The sequence below is a fragment of the Streptomyces doebereineriae genome, from assembly GCF_031845645.1.
GTDB classification, from domain to species: domain Bacteria; phylum Actinomycetota; class Actinomycetes; order Streptomycetales; family Streptomycetaceae; genus Streptomyces; species Streptomyces canus.
In genome coordinates this window covers 261,443-282,157 of the sequence record NZ_JAVREZ010000009.1, presented here as the reverse complement: position 1 = coordinate 282,157, position 20,715 = coordinate 261,443, and the positions used below count along the sequence as shown (strand labels likewise).

Genomic DNA, 20,715 nt, shown 5'->3' with positions numbered 1-20,715 from the left:
GCGGCATCGTGAGCTGCGCGAGTTCCTGATGAGCCGGCGTGCCCGGGTCTCGCCCACCGACGCGGGGCTGCCGGACGGCGGGGCGCGGCGGCGCACGCCCGGGCTGCGGCGCGAGGAGGTCGCGGTGCTCGCCGGGGTGGGTGCCTCCTGGTACCAGTGGCTGGAGCAGGGGCGGGACATCTCCGTCTCCCCGCAGGTCCTCGACTCGGTCGGCCGGGTGCTGCGGCTGAGCAACGCCGAGCGGCGGCATCTGTACGTCCTCGCCGGGCTGAACCCGCCCGCGCCGGAACCGGCCGCGGACCACGGCTGTGAGGGGCTGCTGCGGCTGATCGACGCGTGGATGCCCTATCCGGCACACATCATGGACGCGTACTACAACTGCGTGCTGTACAACGAGGCCGCGGGCTGGGTGCTCGGTATGCGGCCGGAGAACACCCAGAACTGTCTCGTCGACTTCTTCACCGATCCGCTGTACCGGTCGCGATCGCACAGCTGGGAACAGAACGCGCGCACGGTCGTCGCCCAGTTCCGGGCGGCCGCCTCGGCGCGGCCGGACGACGAGGGGTTCCAGGACGTGCTGGCCCGGGTGCGGTCGGCGAGCGCCGAGTTCACCGAGTTGTGGGAGCGGCGGGACATCGAGGACGCCGGAGTGATCCGCAAGGAGCTCGACCATCCGCTGGTCGGGCTGCTGTGCGTGGAGTCCACGGCGCTGCGGGTGCCGGCCCGCCCCGACCTGACGGTCGTGCTGCACACCCCCCTGGACGAGGCACACACCGCGGCCAAACTGGAGTGGCTGGCCTCCCCGGAGGGGCGACGGGGGGCGATGTACCCCGTGGCGGGGTGAGGTGTCCGGTGGCGGTGGGCGGCTGCGGGGTGGGTGGCGTCTGTGTGGTGGGTCGGTGCTCTGGGCGGGCGGCGTGTCCCGTGGCGGAGCTACGTGTCCGGTAGCGGGGCTGTCCCGGCCGTCGGTGGCGAGCGCGCGGCAGGTGGTGTCCCGGCCCTGGGCGGTGGAACCCGTGGCAGGCGGTGACCCGGTGACGGTGGGCGTACCCCGTGGCGTCGACCGGGCGGGGCCGCTTCGTATGCTCCTGTCATGACCGACAACAGTGCGCTTGACGCCGAGGACCGCAAGATCGTCACCCTGGCTCGTTCGGCGCGGGCTCGTAACGGGGTGCCCGAGGGGGCGGCCGTACGGGACGACACCGGGCGGACGTATGTCGCGGGGACGGTGGCTCTTCCCTCGTTGCGGTTGAGTGCTTTGCAGACGGCGGTGGCGATGGCCGTGGCGTCGGGGGCGAAGTCCCTGGAGGCGGCGGCCGTGGTGACGGACGCCGAATCGGCCTCCGACGAGGACCGGGCCGCCGTCCGGGATCTGGGCGGCCCGCAGACCCCGGTGCTGGTGGCAGGGGTCGACGGCACCGTGCGGAGCACCGTGACCGCAGGCTGATACCCCCGGTAACACTTGGCCGGAATTCCGGCTTGCAGTCCCCCGTCCCACGCGCATCAATGGAACCGGAGATTCCGACGGACCGTCAGATTCAGCTCGCGCGGCGTCCCGCACCACGCCCGTGAAGCCAGGCCGTCCGTCGGAACGCACCCCCCGTCCATCCCCACATGGCAGTCCCCACCACGGGAAGGGAACCGGATTCCATGAAAGGCAAGCGCACAGGCACTGGTGCGGCACTGGCCGTCGGCACGCTCGCGGCCCTCGGGCTCGCGTTCGCACCCACCGCCCTGGCCGTCACCCCGGACACCGCGACCATCGACGCTGACTGCGGCCTCTACGGCAGCGGCCAGGCCACCCTCACCGCCACCCAGGACGGCACCGCCGCCACCGTGACCGTCACCTCGGCCATCAACGCACCCCTCGCGCTCGACGAGGACTCGATCGCCTCGACCCTCACCTTCGTGAACGCGAACGGCGGCACCACCACCTTCACCGGCACGGAGAACCCCGCCACCGCGGCCGGCGACCCCGTCACCGTCGGCCCGCTCAACGGCACCGTGGCGTCCGGCGACAGCCTGGAGTCGTACGGCGGCTCGCTCCAGATCGTCGTCTTCGGGATCACCGTCACCTGCACGGCGACCGGTCCGCAGTCGCCCGGACCCTTCGTGTTCGACTGATCCTCCCGGCACGTCCCGTGTTGCCGCAGAAACTGACGGCTCGTCAGGTTTCTGCGGCAACTCCATTGACTTCTCACGCGATCCACACATCAATGCCCCCTGTCGGCGCAGGACTTCAGGAGCTTCCGGAGGGGGCACATCCATGGGTTCGACGACTCGAAGACGCCGTCTGGCGTCCTTTCTCGGGGCGACCGCGCTCGCGGTCACCGCGGGCGGCGCACTGGCCTGTCCGGCCGGTGCCGCCACCAACGTGGACTTCGCCACGCACTGCATCCCGCCCGCGGTCGCGGGCATCCCGCCGATCGACGGCACCACGACTGCCGCCATCGCCGTGGACAACACCAGCCCCAAGGTGGGCGACACCGTCACCGTGACCTACACGGTGGTCAAACCCGCCGCCAGCAACCCCACGGCCATCGCACTGCCGGCCGACATCATGACGCCGACCGGCAAGGTCACCCTCGGCGGCGCCCAGACCGGTGCCGTGACGGTCGCCGGACCGAAGAAGAACGACCCGGTGCCGGGCAACGGCGCCTTCCCGTCGTTCTCGATGACCGGCACCTTCAAGGTCACCTCGCCCGGCGCGATCACGCTCTCGCCCGGCGACTACAACATCCACACCAGCTACATCCTCGAACTGGACACGCCCTGCACGGTGATCACCCCGCCCGCCCCGGTCTCCGAGACGGTCACCGCGACGGACGCGAACCCGGTCAACGAGCGGGACATCGCGCTGGGTTCGGCCTCCGGGAAGCCCGGCGACAGCGTCACCGTCACCGGCAGCAAGTTCACTCCGGGCGCGACGGTGACCCTGGCCGGGCGGTCCGGCGCCGCCCAGACCGCGGACACCGCCACCGCGACCGCCGACTCCTCGGGCGCGTTCAGCGGCTCGCTCGTCGTCAACGACAAGACGACGACCGGTGTCGTGGCGTACGAGGGCAGCGCGTACAGCGACGCCAAGGGGGCGGGGCCGAAGGCGTACGTCGTCATCGACGACACCCCCGTACCGGACGGCAGCCAGAAGGTCACCACCACGGTGAAGGCGGGCACGCTGTCCATGTCCCAGGCCGGGGACGCCGTCAGCCTCTCGGCGGTGGACTACGGCAAGGGCGGAGCCTCGACCGGTGACCTGAACAAGGTGACCGTCCAGGACTTCCGCGGCGGACCCGCCGGCTGGTCCCTCACCGCCAAGGTCACCGACTTCACCGGACCCGGCGCCAAGATCGACGCCGGTGCGCTGAGCTGGAGCCCCGCCTGCGCCACCAAGGCGGGCAGCCCGAGCACCTGCCAGGCCGGTTCCGCCGGCGCGGTCGGTTCCTCGGGAGCGACGCTCGCGTCCACGCCCAACGGCACCCTCACCGGCGGTGAGTTCACCGTGGACGCCGGACTCTCCCTGAACGTACCGGCGTTCACGCCTCCCGGCACGTACTCCGGCGTTCTCACCCTCACGCTCAGCTGACCGTACGGGCGCCCGCACCCGCCCGTCCGCCTCTTGGGGGTCCGCACCCATGCGCAAGCTGTACGTCCTGTTCCTGAGCCTGTTCCTGGTCACGGCCGCCGCACCCGCGTACGCCGCCGACAACGGCAGCTGGTCCGTGTACCCCGCTGCCTCCCAGATCGCGGCGCGGCCCTACTTCTACCTCTCCGCCGACCCCGGGCAGACCATCGACGACAAGGTGGTCGTCACCAACAAGACCGGTCGGCCGCTGACCTTCCGGCTCTACGCCGCCGACGCCTACAACACCGCCCGCGACGGCGGTTTCGCCGTGCGTACCGTCGCCGAGAAGCAGCGCGGGGTGGGGGTCTGGGCGAAGCCCTCGAAGTCCCGGGTGACCGTCCCCGCGCACGGCAAGGTCAGCGTGCCCTTCACGCTGTCGGTGCCCGAGGGCGCCGAACCGGGCGACCACCCAGGCGCGTTGGTGGCGCTGGACGAACGGATCGACAAGGGCGACGGCGCGGTGGCGCTCGGCGTGCAGCGGGCCGTCGCCGCGAGGATCTATCTGCGGGTGGGTGGACCGACCGTGCCGGCGATCGCCGTCGAGGACGTCCGTGTCAGCCATCACCAGCCGCTGGTACCGGGGTTGGGGGACAGCGGTGCGACGATCTCGTACACCCTGCGCAACACCGGCAACGTCACTCTGAACCCGAAGGTGGAGCTGCGGGCGACGGGGTTGTTCGGGCGTACGCTGCTCGCCCGCGAACTCGCCAGGATTCCGGGGGAGTTGCTGCCCGGGCAGCGGGTGCGGCTCAGTGAGCCGTGGCAGGGCTCGCCGCAACTCGACTGGGGCGACGTGAAACTGACGGCGAGCGCGAAGGACACGCGGGAGTCGGCGAGCGCGTCCTTCTTCGCGTTGCCGTGGCTGGTCGCGGTGATGCTGGGGGCGGCGGCCGCCGTGGGGACGGTGCTGTTCGTCAGGGCACGCCGGGCCCGGACGCGGATCGTCTAGTCACGGCCCAGGGCGCGGCGCAGGACGCCCTTCTTCGACGCGGGGCGCTCTGCGGGAGGAGGTTCCTTCGAGGCGACGAGCTCGGCGACGGTCAGGCGGGCGTATTCGGTGCGTGTGTAGGGCTCGTCCTCGTCCGAGGGCCACGACTCCCTGGTGAGCTCCAGCAGCCAGCTCGTCTCGGAGGTCCGGAACACGAGGTGGCCGTACTCCTCGGCGCGGTAGAGGCCCTCCCGGTAGGAGAGGCTCAACTCCTCGGCGCGCGCGAGAGCCTGCTCCCTGCCGCCCTCCACGTGCACCTTGTCCTTGAGGCGCCAGTTGCTGTCGCTCCAGCCCTGGTTCTCCTCGACGAGGACGTACCACTCGCCCACGACGCCTCCCCTCAGAGCGCGTCCGGCCCGCGCTCGCCCGTCCGTACCCGTACGACCGTCTCCACCGGCAGCGCCCACACCTTGCCGTCACCGATCTTGCCGGTCCGGGCGGCCTTGACGATCGCGTCGATCACCGCGTCCGCGTCGGCGTCGTCGACGACGACCTCGATGCGGACCTTGGGGACCAGGTCGACCTGGTACTCGGCGCCGCGGTACACCTCGGTGTGGCCGCGCTGACGGCCGTAGCCACTGGCTTCCGTCGCGGTCAGGCCGTGGACGCCGATCTCCTGGAGCGCGGTCTTGACCTCGTCGAGGCGGTACGGCTTGACGATCGCGGTGATGAGCTTCATGCCTGGGACTTGACCTTCTGGGCGGAGGGGACGGAGGACGCGCCGACCGGGGCACCGTGGCCCAGGACGCCGTGATCGTATGCGGTCTCGGCGTGCACCGTAAGGTCCAGGCCGGTGTGCTCGTGCTCCTCGTCGGCACGGAAGCCCATCACCTTGTCGATCAGCTTCCCGATGCCGTACGTCACCAGGAAGGCGTACGCCCCCACGGCGACCACGGCCACCAGCTGCTTGCCGAGCTGGGCGAGCCCGCCGCCGTACAGCAGTCCTTCCGTGCCGCCGGTCATCTCCTTCACGGCGAACACGCCGATCAGGAGCGTGCCGATGACTCCGCCGACCAGGTGGACGCCGACCACGTCGAGCGAGTCGTCGTAGTTGAGCTTGAACTTCCAGCCCACCGCGTAGGAGCAGACGACACCGGCGGCGAGGCCGACGACGAGTGCGCCGAGGAGGGAGACCGAGCCGCAGGACGGGGTGATCGCGACCAGGCCCGCGACCGCGCCGGAGGCCGCGCCCAGGGTGGTGGGGTGGCCGTCGCGCTTCTGCTCGACGAAGAGCCAGCCGAGCAGGCCGGTGCAGCCGGCGGCGAGGGTGTTGAGGAAGGCCGCGGCCGCGAGGCCGTTGGCGCCGAGAGCCGAGCCCGCGTTGAAGCCGAACCAGCCGAACCAGAGCAGGCCCGCGCCCAGGACGACCATGGGGAGGTTGTGCGGCCGCATCGCGTCCTTCTTGAAGCCGAGACGCGGGCCGAGGACGAGCGCGAGGGCGAGACCGGAGGCGCCGGAGGTGATCTCGACGGGCAGACCACCCGCGAAATCGAGCGCGCCGAGCTTGTCCAGGACCCAGCCGCCCGGGCCCCACACCCAGTGGGCGACGGGAACGTATACGAGCAGTGCCCAGACCGGGACGAACACCAGCCAGGCCCCGAACTTCGCACGGTCCGCGATCGCGCCGCTGATCAGCGCGGCCGTGATGATCGCGAAGGTGAGCTGGAAGGTGGCGAAGAGGAGGGTGGGGACGGTGCCGTGGACGCTGTCGGGGCCGAGGCCGCTCATGCCGGCGTGCTTCAGGTTGCCGATCAGGCCGCCGAACGTGTCGTCGCCGAAGGCGAGGGAGTAGCCGGCGGCCAGCCACACCACGGTGACCAGGGCGATCGACACGAAGCTCATCATCAGCATGTTGAGGACGCTCTTCGTGCGGACCATGCCGCCGTAGAACAGGGCGAGGCCCGGGGTCATCAGCAGGACGAGGGCGGTGGCGGCGAGCAGCCAGGCGGTGTCACCGGTGTCGATGCCTTGCGCGGCGAAGGACATGGGGGTCTCCAACGAGGTGGGGGCTCGTCAGAGGGTCACCGGTGTGCGTTTCCGGTTGCGCACGAGGGTGTTTCCGTCGTGTTTCATTGCGCTTGGGTTTCCGGAAGCTCACGGTCGGGCCGGTGTGCGGGCGCCTGTGCGGCGGGGCTCTGTGGATCAGGGAGAATGGGGCGCATGAGCGTTCGCAGTCAGTCATCCGAGCCGCCGGCATCGTCGGAGGCACCCCACCGCGCCGGCTTCGCCTGCTTCGTGGGCCGCCCCAACGCGGGCAAGTCCACCCTTACGAACGCTCTGGTCGGCCAGAAGGTGGCGATCACCGCGAACCAGCCGCAGACCACGCGGCACACGGTACGCGGGATCGTGCACCGGCCCGAGGCCCAGCTGATCCTGGTCGACACCCCCGGACTGCACAAGCCGCGCACGCTGCTGGGGGAGCGGCTCAACGACGTCGTGCGGACGACCTGGGCCGAGGTCGACGTGATCGGCTTCTGTCTGCCGGCGAACGAGAAGCTCGGGCCCGGTGACCGTTTCATCGCGAAGGAACTGGCGGGGATCAAGAAGTCCCCGAAGGTCGCGATCATCACGAAGACGGACCTGGTCGACTCCAAGACCCTGGCCGAGCAGCTGATCGCCGTCGACCAGCTCGGCAAGGAGCTGGGCATCGAGTGGGCGGAGATCGTCCCGGTGTCGGCGACCGCGAACAAGCAGGTCGACCTGCTGGCGGACCTGCTGATCCCGATGCTTCCCGAGGGCCCGGCGCTCTACCCCGAGGGCGATCTCACCGACGAGCCCGAGCAGGTCATGATCGCGGAACTGATCCGCGAGGCCGCGCTGGAGGGCGTCCGCGACGAGCTCCCGCACTCCATCGCGGTGGTCGTCGAGGAGATGCTCCCCCGCGAGGACCGCCCCGCCGACAAGCCCCTCCTCGACATCCACGCCTTCGTCTACATCGAGCGTCCCAGCCAGAAGGGCATCATCATCGGCCCCAAGGGCAAGCGCCTGAAGGAGGTCGGCATCAAGTCCCGCAAGCAGATCGAGGCACTCCTCGGCACACCGGTCTTCCTGGACCTCCACGTCAAGGTGGCGAAGGACTGGCAGCGGGATCCTCGGCAGTTGCGGAAGCTGGGGTTCTAGGGGGTCGCCGTCTGTGGGGACAGGTCCTGCAGGCCCACCACCCTCAGCAGTTGGAGTCGTTCGTACGCCTCCGTCCCGGGGCGGGCCGTGTGGACCACCAGGAGGTGGTGGTGTTCGTGGCTGACCATGACCTCGCAGTCGAGTTCCAGTAGGCCGACCACGGGGTGGACGAAGCGTTTCGTCGCCTTGTTGCGCTGGGACACCTCGTGTTCGTCCCACAGTCGCGCGAACTCCTCGCTGGCCGCACGGAGTTCGGCCACCAGCGCGTTCGGTTCCGGATCGTCGGGGCGGGCCGCGGCCACCGCGCGCAGGGTGGCGACCTGGGTGCGCGCGTGGTCCGCGAGGTCCTCCTCGGGGAAGAGCGTGCGCGCGGTCGGGTCCAGGAAGAAGCGCCGGACCAGGTTGCGGTCGCGGCGCGGGCGGGACATCGCGTCACCCACCAGGGCCCTGGCCATCGCGTTCTGCGCCAGCACCTCGCCACAGTCGTTCACCACCTGCGCCGGGGTGTCGTGCAGCCGGTCCAGGATCAGCAGCAGCCCCGGGCGGACGTGCGCCGACGCCGTCTCGCGGCGCGGGGGCTCCTCGCCCGTCAGGTGGAACAGATGGTCCTGCTCCACCTCGGTCAGGCGCAGCGCCCGGGCCAGCGCGGTCAGCATCTGACGGGACGGGCGGGGGCCACGGGACTGCTCCAGTCGCGTGTAGTAGTCCACCGACATCCCCGCCAGCTGTGCCACCTCCTCGCGGCGCAGACCGGGCGTGCGGCGCCGGGCGCCCGGCGCCAGACCCACGTCGGACGGGTTCAGCCGGGCACGGCCACGGCGCAGGAAGTCGGCGAGTTCGGCTCGGTTCACCCCTCCAGCGTGCGGCACCCCGTCCGGCTTATCCAGGGTCTGCCGATCCCCCGATCAAGAGGTCTCTCCCGGTGCCCGCCCGACCGTTCCACGCTGGTCCCGACGAGAGGAGCACAACATGCTGACTTTGGTGACAGGTACGACGGGACAGGTCGGCCGGCGCTTCGTGCCCAGGCTGCTGGCGCAGTCCCGGCCGGGGGAGCAGGTACGGGTGCTGGTGCGGGACACGGCTCGCGGTGAGCCCTTCGCGGAACTCGGCGCCGAGGTCGTCGTAGGAGATCTGCGCGACACCGACGTCCTCGGCAAGGCCGTAGCGGGCGCCGACGCGGTCGTGAACGTCGCCGCCGCCTTCCGGGGAGTGCCGGACGAGGAGGCCTGGGCCGTCAACCGGGACGCGGCCGTGGAGCTGGGCCGTGCCGCGGTGGCCTCCGGCGTCCGTCGGTTCGTGCAGGTCAGCACCGGTCTTGTGTACGGCGAGGGGCGGGGGCGCCCGGTGACGGAGGAGGACGAGAGCCGGCCCGGCGGGTCCATGTGGGGTGCCTATCCCGCGTCCAAGGCGGAGGCCGAACGGGAACTGTTCGCGCTGGACGGGCTCGACGTGCGGGTCGGGCGGCTTCCCTTCGTCTACGGCGAGGGGGATCCGCATCTCGCCCAGTCCCTGATGTGGGCGAAGAACTGGGCGTCGGCCCAGCGGCTGCACATGGGGCACCATGCGGATGTCGCCCAGGGGTTGCTGCGGATCCTGCATGCGCCGGGGATCTCGGGGCGGGTGTACAACATCGCCGACGACGCGCCGGTGACGGCGGTGGAGTTGCATCAGCTCAATGGGGTCGAGATTCCGGCCGAGTCGTACGAGCGGGTTGATCCCGATCCGTGGCTGGTGATCATGTCCACGGAGCGGATTCGGCGGGAGCTGGGGTATCGGCCGGTGTATCCGTCTGTTTATGCCGCGAGGGAGGCCGGGGCGTTGTGATGCTTCGGCCGGTGGTTCTCTGCGTGCCCGTTGTGGCTGGTCGCGCCCACGCGGCGGAGCCGCACATCGATACAGTCCCGCGCCCCTAGGGAGACCTAGTCGACGCCTCTTATACGGCCCACCAGCACCGCCCCCGCCAGACCCACCACCGCCGCCAATCCGTACAGGACCCGGTATCCCCCCAGGTGCGTGACGATCGGTGCGGCGATGGCGGGGGCGGCGACCTGGGGCAAGGCGTTGGCCACGTTGATGACGCCCAGGTCCTTGCCCCGGTCGAGAGCCGTCGGCAGGACGTCCGTCATCAGGGCGAAGTCGACCGACATGAACACCCCGAGGCCCACCCCCAGCAGCGCCGCCACGACGATCGCGCTCGGCCAGGTCTGCCACACCGCGAGCACTCCCGTGGCCACCGCCATCAGCACGCCGGACCAGCGCACGAACGGCTTGCGGCGTCCCACCCGGTCCGACCAGACGCCGCCCACCACGACCGTGGCCAGCAGCGCCACACTGTCCACCGCGGTCAGGATCAGCACGCCCTGCTCGGGGTCGTCGTAGTGCAGGCGGTCCCGCAGGTAGTAGAGGAGGTAGAGGAGCACCAGCGCGTTGCTGAGGTTGATCAGGAAGCGGGTCAGCCAGGCCCAGGCGAAGTCGGGGTGGCGGCGGGGGCTCAGCCAGAAGCCGCGCGCGAACGACCGCCACGACCAGGCGGGGCGGTCGGCCGGCGCCAGCCGGAGATCCCGGTGGCGGAGCACGTACGGCAGCACCCCCGCCAGGGTGAACACCGCGCACGCGGCATAGCCCGCCGCGATCCCCCCCGCCGCCGTCGCCAGACCCGTGCCGACGACAGCGCCCAGGATCTGTGCCGCCCCGATCCAGCCGCCCACCGCGCCCCGCTGGAACCGCGGCACCCGGTCCGGCACAGCCGCCGTGACCGCCGCGAAGGCCGCGTTCAGGGTCAGCTGGACCAGACACCAGCCGAGCGTCATGACCCACAACCCGCTCGCCCCGCCGAGCACCAGCAACGACAGCGCGCCGCCCGCCGCACCAACCACGATCCAGGGGCTACGGCGGCCCCGGCGGGCCGTGGTCCGGTCCGACAGCGCGCCGAAGAACGGGTTCGCCGCCAGCGACACCACCGCGCCCACGCCGGTCACCCAGGCCAGCAGCGTCTCCTTCGACATCCCGGCGCCGGGCGCGAAGTCCTCCGCCTGCCGGGCCAGCAGGATCTGCAGCGGGCCGTACCAGCCCACCCAGATCGCCACGTTGGCCAGCGACAGGGAGGCCGTCCAGCCCTTGCCGACGCGCTCGACGGGCTCCGAGAGAGCCGTGCTCACCTCTGGGCCCGGAGCAGCTCCTGGTACCACGCGTACGACGCCTTGGGGGTCCTGGCCAGCGTCTCGAAGTCGACGTGCACCAGCCCGAACCGGCGTGCGTACCCCTCCGCCCACTCGAAGTTGTCCATCAGCGACCACACGAAGTACCCGCGCACGTCCACGCCTGCCTCGACCGCCTGGTGCAGGGCGCGGATGTGGCCGTCCAGGTAGGCGATCCGGTCCTGGTCGTCGACACCCTCGTAGGAGCAGCCGTTCTCCGTGATGACGACGGGCGGGAGCCGGTCGCCGTAGCGCTCGTGGAAGGCGGTGAGGAGTTCGGTGAGCCCCTCCGGGACCACCGGCCAGCCGAAGTCCGTCACCGGGACGTTCTCGATCTCCTGGACGGAGAAGGGGAGTTCGGCGGGGATCGTCAGACCGCCGAACTCGATGTCCTCGCCCTGCGGGGCGCCCACGCGGGTCGGGGCGTAGTAGTTGACGCCGTAGAAGTCCAGCGGCTCACTGATGATCTTGAGGTCGGCTGCGACGTCGCCCGGCATCAGGTCGCCCAGTCCTGACGGGTATTCACCCAGCAGGACCGGTTCGGCGAACAGCCGGTTCAGCAGCAGGTCGTAGAAGTCCGCCGCTTCCAGGTCCGGTTGCTCCTGGGAGGCCGGCCACGTGGGCCCGTGCGAGTTGGCGATCCCGATGTCCGTGGCGCCGGACGCGCGCAGTGCCTGTACGGCCAGGCCGTGGCCCAGGAGTTGGTGGTGGGCGGCGGGCAGCGCGTCGAACATCAGCTGCTTGCCCGGTGCGTGGGCACCGAGCGCGTGGCCGAACAGGGTGTGTTCGGCGGGCTCGTTGAGGGTGATCCACTTCTTGACGCGGTCGCCGAGACGGTCGGCCACGAGGGACACGTACTCGGCGAACCGGGACGCTGTGTCCCGCTCCAGCCAGCCGCCCTTCTCGTGGAGCGCCACCGGCAGGTCCCAGTGGAAGAGCGTCGGGACCGGACGTACGCCGGCCGCGACCAGTTCGTCCACGAGACGGTCGTAGAAGTCGAGGCCGCCCTCGGAGCGCACCCGCGGCCAGGAGATCGAGAAGCGGTACGCGTCCACGCCCAGGCCGGCCAGGAGGGCGACGTCCTCGCGGTAGCGGTGGTAGTGGTCGCAGGCCACCGCCGCCGTCGAGCCGTCCTTCACCCGTCCCGGTTCGGCCGTGAAGGTGTCCCACACGGATCGCTCACGCTGGTCCGCCGCGCCCTCGATCTGATGGGCCGAGGTCGAGACGCCCCACAGGAAGCCTGCCGGGAACCGGGGGATCGCATGCTCTTGAGTCGCCATGCGCCGGATCATCGGTACCGGCGGGTAGGGAAGTCAACGGGCAGGCGTGAACAAGCAGTTACGCGCCCTCTTTGAGCACCTTCGAGATCAGTTTCCGCTGCTCCTCCGTCAACCGGGGATCGGCCGCGTACACCGTCCTCCCGTCCACGGTGATCTCGTAACTGAAGCCGTCCGGGACCCCGATGGGCCGGGTGCCCCGGCCGGCGGCGAGAGCCCTCTCGGCCAGGGCCTGCCATTCGTGGGCATCGGGCAGCCCGGAGGTGTCGACCTCCTTGTGCCGCTCGATGCCCGCGAATCCGCCCGTGCGCCGCACCTGAATACGCATGGGTCCCTGTCTAGTACGGACTCAGAGGATCCGCACCCCGACCTGCTCCCAGGCCTTCGACACGGCCTGGAGTTCGTCGCCCTCGCTGAAGCGGGCCTTCGCCGCCGCGACGGTGAGCTTCGCGAAGTCGGTGAACAGGGCCCGGTCCGAGAGTTCGCCGCCGGTCAGGACGTCGTACCAGATCTGTCCCGCCTTCTCCCAGGCATGGCCACCGAGTGCGTTGGCCACCAGGTAGAACGCGTGGTTGGGGATGCCGGAGTTGATGTGCACGCCGCCGTTGTCGCGGCCGGTGCGGACGTAGTCGTCCATCGTCGCGGGCTGCGGGTCCTTGCCGAGCACGTCGTCGTCGTAGGCGCTGCCCGGCTCCTTCATGGACCGCAGGGCCTTGCCGGAGACGCTGGGCGCGAGCAGGCCCGCGCCGATCAGCCAGTCGGCCTCGGCGGCGGTCTGGCCGAGCGTGTACTGCTTGATGAGCGAGCCGAAGACGTCGGACATCGACTCGTTGAGGGCGCCCGGCTGGCCGTAGTACGTGAGGTTCGCCGTGTGCTGGGTGACGCCGTGGGTCAGCTCGTGGCCGATGACGTCGATGGGGATGGTGAAGTCGAGGAAGATCTCGCCGTCACCGTCGCCGAACACCATCTGCTCGCCGTTCCAGAAGGCGTTGTTGTAGTTCTCGTCGAAGTGGACGGTCGCGTCGAGCGGGAGGCCGTCGCCGTCGATCGACTGGCGCGCGTAGGCCTTCAGGTAGAGGTCGAAGGTGGCGCCGAGACCGGCGTAGGCGCGGTTGACGGTGGCGTCCTGGCCGGGCTCGGAGCCCTCGGCGCGGACCTTCCTGCCCGGCAGGCCGGTCTTGTGCCCCGCGTCGTAGATGGTGCGCAGCGGCTGGTCCGACGGTGCCTTCGCCGTCGGCGCGGCCGCGAGGCCGAACTCGGTCGTCACGCGGCGGCGGCCGCGCAGCTCGCTGTCGCGCATCAACGTGCGCCGGGCGGGACCGGAGAGTGCGGGGTCGTCGTTCCTGGCCAGCTTGTCGAGGACATGCGGCGGAATGACGGTGCAGAAGACGGGCTCGAAGCCCCCGTGAGTCGTCATGCCCGGCACCCTTGCACTGAGTCATGACCGTGTCACTAGCCGCAACCATGATTGGTGAAATATACGGACAGAGGTGCGCACTCTCCGTGACGAAGTGGTATGGCGCACTTTTTGTCCGCTTCTCTCCCTTTCGATTCCCTGGTCCCGCATACTGATACGGCGCCCCGCACGGGGAGCGGCTCCGCTAGCATTCTGCGCATCATGCGTTTCGGGCTGCTTCTTCTTAGCTGCCGCGGCGAGGGCCTGTAGTCCAGGTCGACTCCCTCCCCGCGGAGCTTTGCGTTGCGTGTCGGCCGTCCTTCCCGGACATCCTGAGGAGCCCCGCAATCATGGCGAACCGCCAGCAGCCCAGCACCATGCCGATCCACAAGTACGGCCGGTACGAGCAGGTCGACATCCCGGACCGCACCTGGCCGAACAACCGGATCACCGTCGCTCCCCGCTGGCTCTCCACCGACCTGCGTGACGGCAACCAGGCCCTGATCGACCCGATGTCGCCCGAGCGCAAGCGCCGGATGTTCGATCAGCTGGTCAAGATGGGCTACAAGGAGATCGAGGTCGGTTTCCCGGCCTCCGGGCAGACGGACTTCGATTTCGTACGGTCGATCGTCGAGGAGCCGGGCGCGATCCCGGACGACGTCACCATCTCCGTACTGACCCAGGCCCGCGAGGACCTGATCGAGCGGACCGTCGAGTCGCTGAAGGGCGCCAAGCGCGCGACCGTCCACCTGTACAACGCCACGGCTCCCGTCTTCCGCCGTGTGGTCTTCCGCGGCTCCAAGGACGACATCAAGCAGATCGCCGTCGACGGCACCCGCCTGGTCATGGAGTACGCGGAGAAGCTGCTGGGCCCCGAGACCGAGTTCGGCTACCAGTACAGCCCCGAGATCTTCACCGACACCGAGCTGGACTTCGCGCTGGAGGTCTGCGAGGCGGTGATGGACGTCTACCAGCCGGGTCCGGGCCGCGAGATCATCCTCAACCTGCCCGCCACCGTGGAGCGTTCGACGCCGTCCACGCACGCGGACCGCTTCGAGTGGATGAGCCGCAACATCTCCCGCCGCGAGCACGTCGTCATCTCCGTCCACCCGCACAACGACCGCGGTACCGCCGTCGCCGCCGCCGAGCTGGCCCTGATGGCCGGCGCCGACCGCGTCGAGGGCTGTCTGTTCGGGCAGGGCGAGCGCACCGGCAACGTCGACCTGGTCACCCTGGGCATGAACCTGTTCTCGCAGGGCGTCGACCCGCAGATCGACTTCTCCGACATCGACGAGATCCGTCGTACGTGGGAGTACTGCAACCAGATGGAGGTCCACCCGCGCCACCCGTACGTGGGCGACCTGGTCTACACGTCCTTCTCCGGCTCCCACCAGGACGCCATCAAGAAGGGCTTCGACGCCATGGAGGCCGACGCGGCCGCGAAGGGCGTCACCGTCGACGACATCGAGTGGGCGGTCCCGTACCTGCCGATCGACCCCAAGGACGTCGGCCGCTCCTACGAGGCGGTCATCCGGGTCAACTCGCAGTCCGGCAAGGGCGGTATCGCGTACGTCCTGAAGAACGACCACAAGCTGGACCTGCCCCGCCGGATGCAGATCGAGTTCTCGAAGCTCATCCAGGCCAAGACGGACGCCGAGGGCGGCGAGGTCACCGGCTCCGCCATCTGGGCGACCTTCCAGGACGAGTACCTGCCCAACCCCGAGAACCCGTGGGGCCGTATCCAGGTCAGGAACGGCCAGTCGACGACGGACACCGACGGCGTGGACACACTGCGGGTCGAGGCGACGGTCGACGGCGAGGACACCGTCCTCACCGGTAGCGGCAACGGGCCGATCTCGGCCTTCTTCGACGCGCTGACCAAGGTCGGCATCGACGCCCGGCTGCTGGACTACCAGGAGCACACGATGAGCGAGGGTGCCTCCGCGCAGGCCGCCTCCTACATCGAATGCGCGATCGACGGCAAGGTTCTGTGGGGAATCGGCATCGACGCGAACACGACGCGTGCGTCGCTGAAGGCGGTCGTCTCCGCCGTCAACCGAGCCGCTCGATAATCCCTCTGACCGGTGATTTTGGGGCCTTGACCGCTGTATACGGCGATCAAGGCCCCGTCGTTTATCGGCCACCGGCGCGTGGAGGTCACGGGTAGGTCTCGTCGGGGGGCTGACTCCGCCCCTCTGATGTGGCTAACATCACGCAAGCGCGGCGATGTTGCCGCGGCGTTACGCGGAGGTGCGACGTGCTGCCAGGACGGGGACGAACCGGTGCCGCCAGGCCTGCGCGCCTACTGGGCACCCGTACCGCGTGGACGACCGTCGGCGACGGCGAGTTCTTCTGCCCCGGATGCGGGGGCGACCGCAACTACCAGCGACTGACGGGCCGTCGCCGCCTCGTCCTCCTGGGCGTCCCGGTGCTGCCGCGCGGTGACACCGGTCCGGTGGTGGAATGCGCGGCCTGCCAACGCCACTTCGGCACGGACGTCCTCGACCACCTCACCACGACCCGCTTCTCCGCGATGCTCCGAGACGCCGTCCACACCGTCGCGCTCGCGGTCCTGGCGGCGGGCGGCACCTGCTCGCGCACCTCCCTGGAGACCGCGGCCGCCACGGTCCGCGCGGCGGGCTTCGACGACTGCACGGAGGACCAGCTGGAAGCCCTGGTCGAGGCCCTCGCCCAGGACACCGGCCGGGTCTACGACCGCCCCTGCGGAGCCGGCCTCGCCATAGAGCTCCACGAGGCCCTTGACCCGCTCGCCCCCCACCTCGCCCCGGCGGGCCGTGAGTCGATCCTCCTCCAGGCCGCCCGCATCGCCCTCGCGGACGGCCCGTACACCCCGGCGGAACGGGACGTCCTCACCACGGTGGGCACGGCCCTGACGATCTGCGCGGACGACGTGACCAGGCTGCTGGTCGCGGCCCGGACGCCGTCCTGATACTCCCCGGGGAGTAGTCCGCGCCCCGGGCCACCCCTGGCAGTACCCCCCGACTCGCCCTTCCGCCCGACGAACACCGGCCCTTTCGCCGGGAGTCTGGAAGCGATCCAGACATCCGAACCGGAGGGAGGCCCGTCGATGGGGGCCGCAAAGATGAGCGCACGGCGACGACGTGCCGTGCCCTGGCTCGTGCTGGGGTTGTGGATCGTCGTGCTGGCGGCCGTGTCGCCGTTCGCGTCGAAGCTCGCGGACGTGCAGCGGGACCGGGCCGTGGACTATCTGCCGGCGAGCGCGGACTCGACGCAGGTCGCGAAGATCCAGGAACGGCTGCCCGGGGGCGAGGCCACGCAGATGGTCGTCGTCTACCACCGGGACGGCGGGCTGACGGCGGCCGACAAGGCGACCGCCGCCGGGCAGATCGGGCGGATCGCGGACGCGCACACGCTCACCGCCGAGCCGCAGGGCATTCCGTCCAAGGACGGGACCACCGTGATGTATCCCGTCGCCAGTACCGAGCCGGGCACGGACGAGAAGGCCCGCGACCGCCTCGTCAACGACGTGCGGGACATCGCGAAGGGCCGGGACGGACTCGGTGTCGAGGTCGGCGGGGAGGGGGCCCTCGCCACCGATGCCGGCGAGGTCTACGACTCGCTCGGCGGGCCGCTGCTCTACACCACCGCCGCGGTGGTCGCCCTGCTGCTGATCGTCATCTACCGCAGCCCACTGCTGTGGCTGGTGCCGCTCGGGGTCGCGGGCATGTCGGAGTTCCTGGCGCGGGCCGTCGCCTACGGGCTCAACCAGGGCTTCGGAACCTCCGTCACCGGTCAGAGCTCCGGCATCATGACGATCCTCGTGTTCGGCGCCGGGACCGACTACGCGCTGCTGCTCGTCTCCCGGTACCGGGAGGAGCTACGGCGGACCGAGCGGCCGTACGACGCCATGGCGGCCGCGCTGAAGGGCTGCGGGCCCGCCGTGCTCGCCTCCTCCGGGACCGTGGCCGCGGGCCTGCTGTGTCTGCTCGCCGCCGACCTCAACAGCAGCCGCGGCATGGGCCCGTTGGGGACGGTCGGGGTGCTGGTCGCGCTCGCCGCGATGATGACGCTGCTGCCCGCGGTCCTCGTGCTCCTCGGCCGCCGGGTGTTCTGGCCGCTGGTGCCGCGCCACGGCAGCACCCCCAAGGTCCGCCGGTCGCTGTTCGCCGCGATGGGCAGCTCGGCCGGGCGGCGGCCGCTCACCGTGCTGGCCGGCGGGGCCGTGCTGCTCGGGGCCCTCGCACTGGGCGTGCTGAATCTGCCCGGCACCATCAAGCAGGAGGACTCCTTCACCAGCAAGCCCGACGCCGTCGCCGCCATGGGGACGCTCGCCGAGGCCTATCCCGAGCGGGGCACGCAGCCCATCGGCGTCATCACCCCGGCCGACCGCGCCGACGCGACCCTCGCCGCGATCCGTGGCACCCAGGGCGTCGACAGCGCCCAGAAGGGCCGGAGCGGAGACGGGTGGACCGAGATCACCGTCATGGCGGACAGCGCTCCCCAGTCCGCCGGGGAGACCGCGACCATCAAGGCACTGCGGGACCGACTCGACGGCTCCTACGTCGGCGGGCCCAGCGCCGAGCAGCTCGACCTGGAGGACACCAACGCACGGGACCGGACGATCGTCGTGCCGATCGTCCTCGTCTCCGTGCTGCTCATCCTGATCGCCCTGCTGCGGTCCCTCGTCGCGCCGCTGATCCTCGTGGCCGCCGTGGTCGCCGTGTGGGGCGCGGCCCTCGGCATCGGCGGACTGGTCTTCGGGCCGGTGTTCGGGTTCGAGGGCACGGATCCGGGGCTCGGGCTGCTGTCCTTCGTGTTCCTGGTCGCCCTCGGCGTCGACTACGGCATCTTCCTGATGCACCGTATGCGCGAGGAGTCCCTGGCCGGCGCCGAACCGGTCACCGCCGCCCTCACCGCGCTGCGCACGACGGGCGGGGTCATCGCCTCGGCGGGCCTGGTCCTCGCGGCCACCTTCGCGGTGCTCACCAACATGCCGCTGGTCCAACTCGTCGAGCTGGGCTTCGTGATCGCGGTGGGCGTGCTCCTCGACACCTTCCTCGTGCGGACCTACCTCGTCACCAGCGCGGCCGTCGCGCTGCGACGGAAGGTGTGGTGGCCGGGCCCGCTGTCCCGGGCGCCCGAGCCGCCGGTCCGGACCGAGCGTGAGCCGGAACGCGTGTGACGAGGTCACTCCTGGGCGCCCTTCCCTCCCGGAAGGGCGCCTTCCTCCCCGAGGATGACACCGTGCACGAGACCACGAGGCCCCGGCTGGGGGACCGGATCATGGCGGCGGTCAACCGCGACCCGCGGACCGCCCCGCACGGCACCCGCAACGACGCGCTGCTCGCCGTCGTGCTGGCGGTGGCGGCCGTGTGCGGCGCGCTGTTCACCGACGAGGCCCGCCGCCCGGACGCCCTCGGATGGACGCTGCTGCTGGCCGCCCATGTGCCGATCGTGTGGCGGCGGCGCCGCCCGGTGCTCGTACTGGCCGCGCTGGTGGCGGTGATCGTGCCGTACCACGCCCTCGAGTACAACCACCTCGCGGCCACCCCGGTCGCCTACGTCGCCCTCTACACGGTCGCGGTCACCGGCCGCCCCCTGCGGACGGTCCTGACGGGCGCCATCGTCCTCGGCCTCTCCACGAGCGTCATGCTCACCGTCAGCACCCACCAGGCCGTCGAACTGCTGCGGATCTCCGGCTGGATCATCGCGGTCCTCTTCTGCGGCATCGACGTCCGCTACTACCGCCAGTACGTCGCCTCCATCGTCGAGCGCGCCGTCCGCGCCGAACGCACCCGCGAGGAGGAGGCCCGCCGCCGCGTCGCCGAGGAACGTCTGCGCATCGCCCGCGACCTGCACGACCTGCTCGCCCACAGCATCACCCTGATCGGCGTCCAGACCTCCGTCGCCGCGCACGTCCTGGCGGCCGACCCCGAACGCCTCGACCGGGAGGCGGTCGCCAAGTCCCTCGACGACATCGCCGAGACCTGCCGGACCGCGCGCGGCGAACTCCGTACCACCCTGGAGGTCCTGCGCGAGCACGGCCTGCCCGACACCCGCGGCCCGCTGCCCGGCCTCGACGGCCTGCCCGACCTCGTCGCGGCGGCCCGGCTCTCGGGCGCCCGCGTCGAACAGGACCTGCGCATCCGCACCGATCCGCCGCCCGCCGTCGGCGCCGCCGCCTACCGGATCGTCCAGGAGGCGCTCACCAACGCCGTCCGGCACGCAGGACCCGAACCCGCCGTACGTCTGAGGCTTTACGACGAACCGGGCGCCCTGCGGGTCTCGGTGACCGACGACGGCACCGGGCCCACCCCCGGCGGCACTCCCGGCTTCGGTCTCGTCGGCATGCGGGAGCGGGCCCGCAGCGTCGGTGGCACACTCGACGCCGGACCACGCCCTGACGGCGGCTTCGAGGTGACGGCAGCGCTGCCGCTCACCATGGGGGAGGGAACCGTATGACCATCCGCGTGCTGCTCGCCGACGACCAGACCCTGGTGCGGGCCGCGTTCGCCATGCTCGTCGAGTCGGCGCGGGACATGGAGGTCGTCGGAGAGGCGGGCAGCGGACGGGAGGCCGTGGGGGCGGCCCGCGAAGTGCGGCCCGACCTGGTCGTGATGGACATCCGCATGCCCGACCTGGACGGCATCGAGGCGACCCGGCTCATCGCGGCCGACGAGGAGCTCGCCGGGGTGCGGGTGCTGGTCCTGACCACCTACGACACCGACGAGAACATCGTCGAGGCGCTGCGCGCCGGGGCCTCCGGGTTCCTGGTGAAGGACACCCGGCCGGCCGAACTCCTCGACGCCATCCGCACGGTGGCGGCCGGCGAGGCGCTTCTCTCCCCGGGGCCGACGGCCCGGCTGATCGAGCGGTTCCTGCGCAGCCCGTCGGTGCCGATGCCGGTGCCGGGCGGTGGGCCCGAGTGCCTCTCCGACCGGGAGCGCGGGGTGCTGGCGCTGGTCGCCCGGGGCCTGAACAACACCGAGATCGCCGAGGCCCTGGGCCTCAGTCCGCTCACCGCGAAGACCCACGTCAGCCGGATCATGGGGAAGCTGGGGGCGCGGGACCGGGCCCAACTGGTCATCGTGGCGTACGAGTCGGGGATGGTGACTCCGGGGACCCTGTAGAGC

General features: G+C 70.9%; 20 protein-coding genes. 12 read left to right on the top strand and 8 right to left on the bottom strand.

The genetic code is table 11. The features are described 5' to 3' along the window. Positions 1 to 28 precede the first annotated feature (28 nt). The 5 genes from RNB18_RS26495 to RNB18_RS26475 all read left to right on the top strand — a co-directional run bounded on the left by RNB18_RS26495 (position 29) and on the right by RNB18_RS26475 (position 4,571). The gene (locus RNB18_RS26495) at positions 29 to 844 is read left to right on the top strand and encodes a helix-turn-helix transcriptional regulator (protein ID WP_311716718.1); all 816 of its coding nucleotides are present in this window, start codon (positions 29 to 31) and stop codon (positions 842 to 844) included. A gap of 249 nt (positions 845 to 1,093) precedes the next feature. Next, a complete protein-coding gene (locus tag RNB18_RS26490; protein ID WP_311716618.1) occupies positions 1,094 to 1,447 on the top strand; it encodes a cytidine deaminase in 354 nt (117 codons plus the stop codon). A gap of 203 nt (positions 1,448 to 1,650) precedes the next feature. Beyond that, complete coding sequence (locus tag RNB18_RS26485) at positions 1,651 to 2,124, top strand: hypothetical protein (RefSeq protein WP_311716617.1); 474 nt, start codon at positions 1,651 to 1,653, stop codon at positions 2,122 to 2,124. 142 nt (positions 2,125 to 2,266) lie between these two features. Then, positions 2,267 to 3,583 (top strand): WxL domain-containing protein, encoded by a 1,317-nt coding sequence (locus RNB18_RS26480; RefSeq protein WP_311716616.1) that lies wholly within the window; start codon positions 2,267 to 2,269, stop codon positions 3,581 to 3,583. A 49-nt stretch (positions 3,584 to 3,632) separates the two neighbouring features. Then, on the top strand, positions 3,633 to 4,571 hold the full coding sequence (locus RNB18_RS26475; RefSeq protein WP_311716615.1) for a WxL protein peptidoglycan domain-containing protein: 939 nt from the start codon (positions 3,633 to 3,635) through the stop codon (positions 4,569 to 4,571). Here RNB18_RS26475 and RNB18_RS26470 read toward each other — a convergent pair. The 3 genes from RNB18_RS26470 to RNB18_RS26460 are packed head-to-tail and all read right to left on the bottom strand — an operon-like array spanning position 4,568 to position 6,596. Next, entirely contained in the window at positions 4,568 to 4,939 is a 372-nt protein-coding gene (locus RNB18_RS26470) for a hypothetical protein (protein ID WP_057615805.1), read from the bottom strand. The genes RNB18_RS26475 and RNB18_RS26470 overlap by 4 nt on opposite strands. A gap of 11 nt (positions 4,940 to 4,950) precedes the next feature. Then, positions 4,951 to 5,289 (bottom strand): P-II family nitrogen regulator, encoded by a 339-nt coding sequence (locus RNB18_RS26465; RefSeq protein WP_057615803.1) that lies wholly within the window; start codon positions 5,287 to 5,289, stop codon positions 4,951 to 4,953. Beyond that, positions 5,286 to 6,596: an ammonium transporter gene (locus RNB18_RS26460; protein ID WP_311716614.1), complete on the bottom strand. Its 1,311-nt coding sequence runs from the start codon at positions 6,594 to 6,596 to the stop codon at positions 5,286 to 5,288. Before RNB18_RS26460 ends, RNB18_RS26465 begins: the two co-directional genes overlap by 4 nt. A gap of 174 nt (positions 6,597 to 6,770) precedes the next feature. On the opposite strand from RNB18_RS26460, the gene era reads away from it, so the two are divergent. Further along, the gene (gene era, locus RNB18_RS26455) at positions 6,771 to 7,730 is read left to right on the top strand and encodes a GTPase Era (protein ID WP_057615799.1); all 960 of its coding nucleotides are present in this window, start codon (positions 6,771 to 6,773) and stop codon (positions 7,728 to 7,730) included. Here the strand turns inward: era and RNB18_RS26450 are convergent. Next, positions 7,727 to 8,581, bottom strand: coding sequence for a helix-turn-helix transcriptional regulator (locus RNB18_RS26450; RefSeq protein ID WP_311716613.1), 855 nt, complete (start codon positions 8,579 to 8,581; stop codon positions 7,727 to 7,729). The genes era and RNB18_RS26450 overlap by 4 nt on opposite strands. A 118-nt stretch (positions 8,582 to 8,699) precedes the next feature. Between RNB18_RS26450 and RNB18_RS26445 the strand changes: the two genes are divergently transcribed. Further along, entirely contained in the window at positions 8,700 to 9,554 is an 855-nt protein-coding gene (locus RNB18_RS26445) for an NAD-dependent epimerase/dehydratase family protein (RefSeq protein WP_311716612.1), read from the top strand. A gap of 95 nt (positions 9,555 to 9,649) precedes the next feature. Here the strand turns inward: RNB18_RS26445 and RNB18_RS26440 are convergent, their stop codons facing one another. Genes RNB18_RS26440 through RNB18_RS26425 form a run of 4 tightly spaced genes read right to left on the bottom strand, consistent with a single transcriptional unit; the run spans position 9,650 to position 13,621 of the window. Further along, on the bottom strand, positions 9,650 to 10,888 hold the full coding sequence (locus RNB18_RS26440) for an MFS transporter (RefSeq protein WP_311716611.1): 1,239 nt from the start codon (positions 10,886 to 10,888) through the stop codon (positions 9,650 to 9,652). Then, positions 10,885 to 12,207 (bottom strand): GH1 family beta-glucosidase, encoded by a 1,323-nt coding sequence (locus RNB18_RS26435; RefSeq protein WP_311716610.1) that lies wholly within the window; start codon positions 12,205 to 12,207, stop codon positions 10,885 to 10,887. Before RNB18_RS26435 ends, RNB18_RS26440 begins: the two co-directional genes overlap by 4 nt. Positions 12,208 to 12,265: 58 nt before the next feature. Continuing rightward, positions 12,266 to 12,532: a protealysin inhibitor emfourin gene (locus RNB18_RS26430; RefSeq protein ID WP_311716609.1), complete on the bottom strand. Its 267-nt coding sequence runs from the start codon at positions 12,530 to 12,532 to the stop codon at positions 12,266 to 12,268. A 21-nt stretch (positions 12,533 to 12,553) separates the two neighbouring features. Then, positions 12,554 to 13,621, bottom strand: a complete 1,068-nt coding sequence (locus RNB18_RS26425) for a M4 family metallopeptidase (protein WP_311716608.1) — start codon at positions 13,619 to 13,621, stop codon at positions 12,554 to 12,556. 329 nt (positions 13,622 to 13,950) lie between these two features. Here RNB18_RS26425 and leuA point away from each other — a divergent pair, with 329 nt between their 5' ends. The 5 genes from leuA to RNB18_RS26400 all read left to right on the top strand — a co-directional run bounded on the left by leuA (position 13,951) and on the right by RNB18_RS26400 (position 20,712). Further along, positions 13,951 to 15,672 (top strand): 2-isopropylmalate synthase, encoded by a 1,722-nt coding sequence (gene leuA, locus RNB18_RS26420; protein ID WP_311716607.1) that lies wholly within the window; start codon positions 13,951 to 13,953, stop codon positions 15,670 to 15,672. A 185-nt stretch (positions 15,673 to 15,857) separates the two neighbouring features. After that, a complete protein-coding gene (locus tag RNB18_RS26415; RefSeq protein ID WP_311716606.1) occupies positions 15,858 to 16,550 on the top strand; it encodes a TerB family tellurite resistance protein in 693 nt (230 codons plus the stop codon). A gap of 138 nt (positions 16,551 to 16,688) precedes the next feature. Continuing rightward, on the top strand, positions 16,689 to 18,764 hold the full coding sequence (locus RNB18_RS26410) for an MMPL family transporter (protein WP_311716605.1): 2,076 nt from the start codon (positions 16,689 to 16,691) through the stop codon (positions 18,762 to 18,764). Then, complete coding sequence (locus RNB18_RS26405) at positions 18,761 to 20,044, top strand: sensor histidine kinase (protein WP_311716604.1); 1,284 nt, start codon at positions 18,761 to 18,763, stop codon at positions 20,042 to 20,044. The genes RNB18_RS26410 and RNB18_RS26405 overlap by 4 nt, the downstream gene beginning before the upstream one ends. Then, positions 20,041 to 20,712, top strand: coding sequence for a response regulator transcription factor (locus RNB18_RS26400; protein ID WP_311716603.1), 672 nt, complete (start codon positions 20,041 to 20,043; stop codon positions 20,710 to 20,712). Before RNB18_RS26405 ends, RNB18_RS26400 begins: the two co-directional genes overlap by 4 nt. Positions 20,713 to 20,715 lie beyond the last annotated feature (3 nt).

Bases quoted from the DNA above. Each gene is read 5' to 3' on its own strand.
- RNB18_RS26495 (WP_311716718.1), top strand. From the start codon at position 29: ATGAGCCGGCGTGCCCGGGTCTCGCCCACCGACGCGGGGCTGCCGGAC.
- RNB18_RS26490 (WP_311716618.1), top strand. From the start codon at position 1,094: ATGACCGACAACAGTGCGCTTGACGCCGAGGACCGCAAGATCGTCACC.
- RNB18_RS26485 (WP_311716617.1), top strand. From the start codon at position 1,651: ATGAAAGGCAAGCGCACAGGCACTGGTGCGGCACTGGCCGTCGGCACG.
- RNB18_RS26480 (WP_311716616.1), top strand. From the start codon at position 2,267: ATGGGTTCGACGACTCGAAGACGCCGTCTGGCGTCCTTTCTCGGGGCG.
- RNB18_RS26475 (WP_311716615.1), top strand. From the start codon at position 3,633: ATGCGCAAGCTGTACGTCCTGTTCCTGAGCCTGTTCCTGGTCACGGCC.
- RNB18_RS26465 (WP_057615803.1), bottom strand. From the start codon at position 5,289: ATGAAGCTCATCACCGCGATCGTCAAGCCGTACCGCCTCGACGAGGTC.
- RNB18_RS26460 (WP_311716614.1), bottom strand. From the start codon at position 6,596: ATGTCCTTCGCCGCGCAAGGCATCGACACCGGTGACACCGCCTGGCTG.
- era (WP_057615799.1), top strand. From the start codon at position 6,771: ATGAGCGTTCGCAGTCAGTCATCCGAGCCGCCGGCATCGTCGGAGGCA.
- RNB18_RS26445 (WP_311716612.1), top strand. From the start codon at position 8,700: ATGCTGACTTTGGTGACAGGTACGACGGGACAGGTCGGCCGGCGCTTC.
- RNB18_RS26435 (WP_311716610.1), bottom strand. From the start codon at position 12,207: ATGGCGACTCAAGAGCATGCGATCCCCCGGTTCCCGGCAGGCTTCCTG.
- RNB18_RS26430 (WP_311716609.1), bottom strand. From the start codon at position 12,532: ATGCGTATTCAGGTGCGGCGCACGGGCGGATTCGCGGGCATCGAGCGG.
- RNB18_RS26425 (WP_311716608.1), bottom strand. From the start codon at position 13,621: ATGACGACTCACGGGGGCTTCGAGCCCGTCTTCTGCACCGTCATTCCG.
- leuA (WP_311716607.1), top strand. From the start codon at position 13,951: ATGGCGAACCGCCAGCAGCCCAGCACCATGCCGATCCACAAGTACGGC.
- RNB18_RS26410 (WP_311716605.1), top strand. From the start codon at position 16,689: ATGGGGGCCGCAAAGATGAGCGCACGGCGACGACGTGCCGTGCCCTGG.
- RNB18_RS26400 (WP_311716603.1), top strand. From the start codon at position 20,041: ATGACCATCCGCGTGCTGCTCGCCGACGACCAGACCCTGGTGCGGGCC.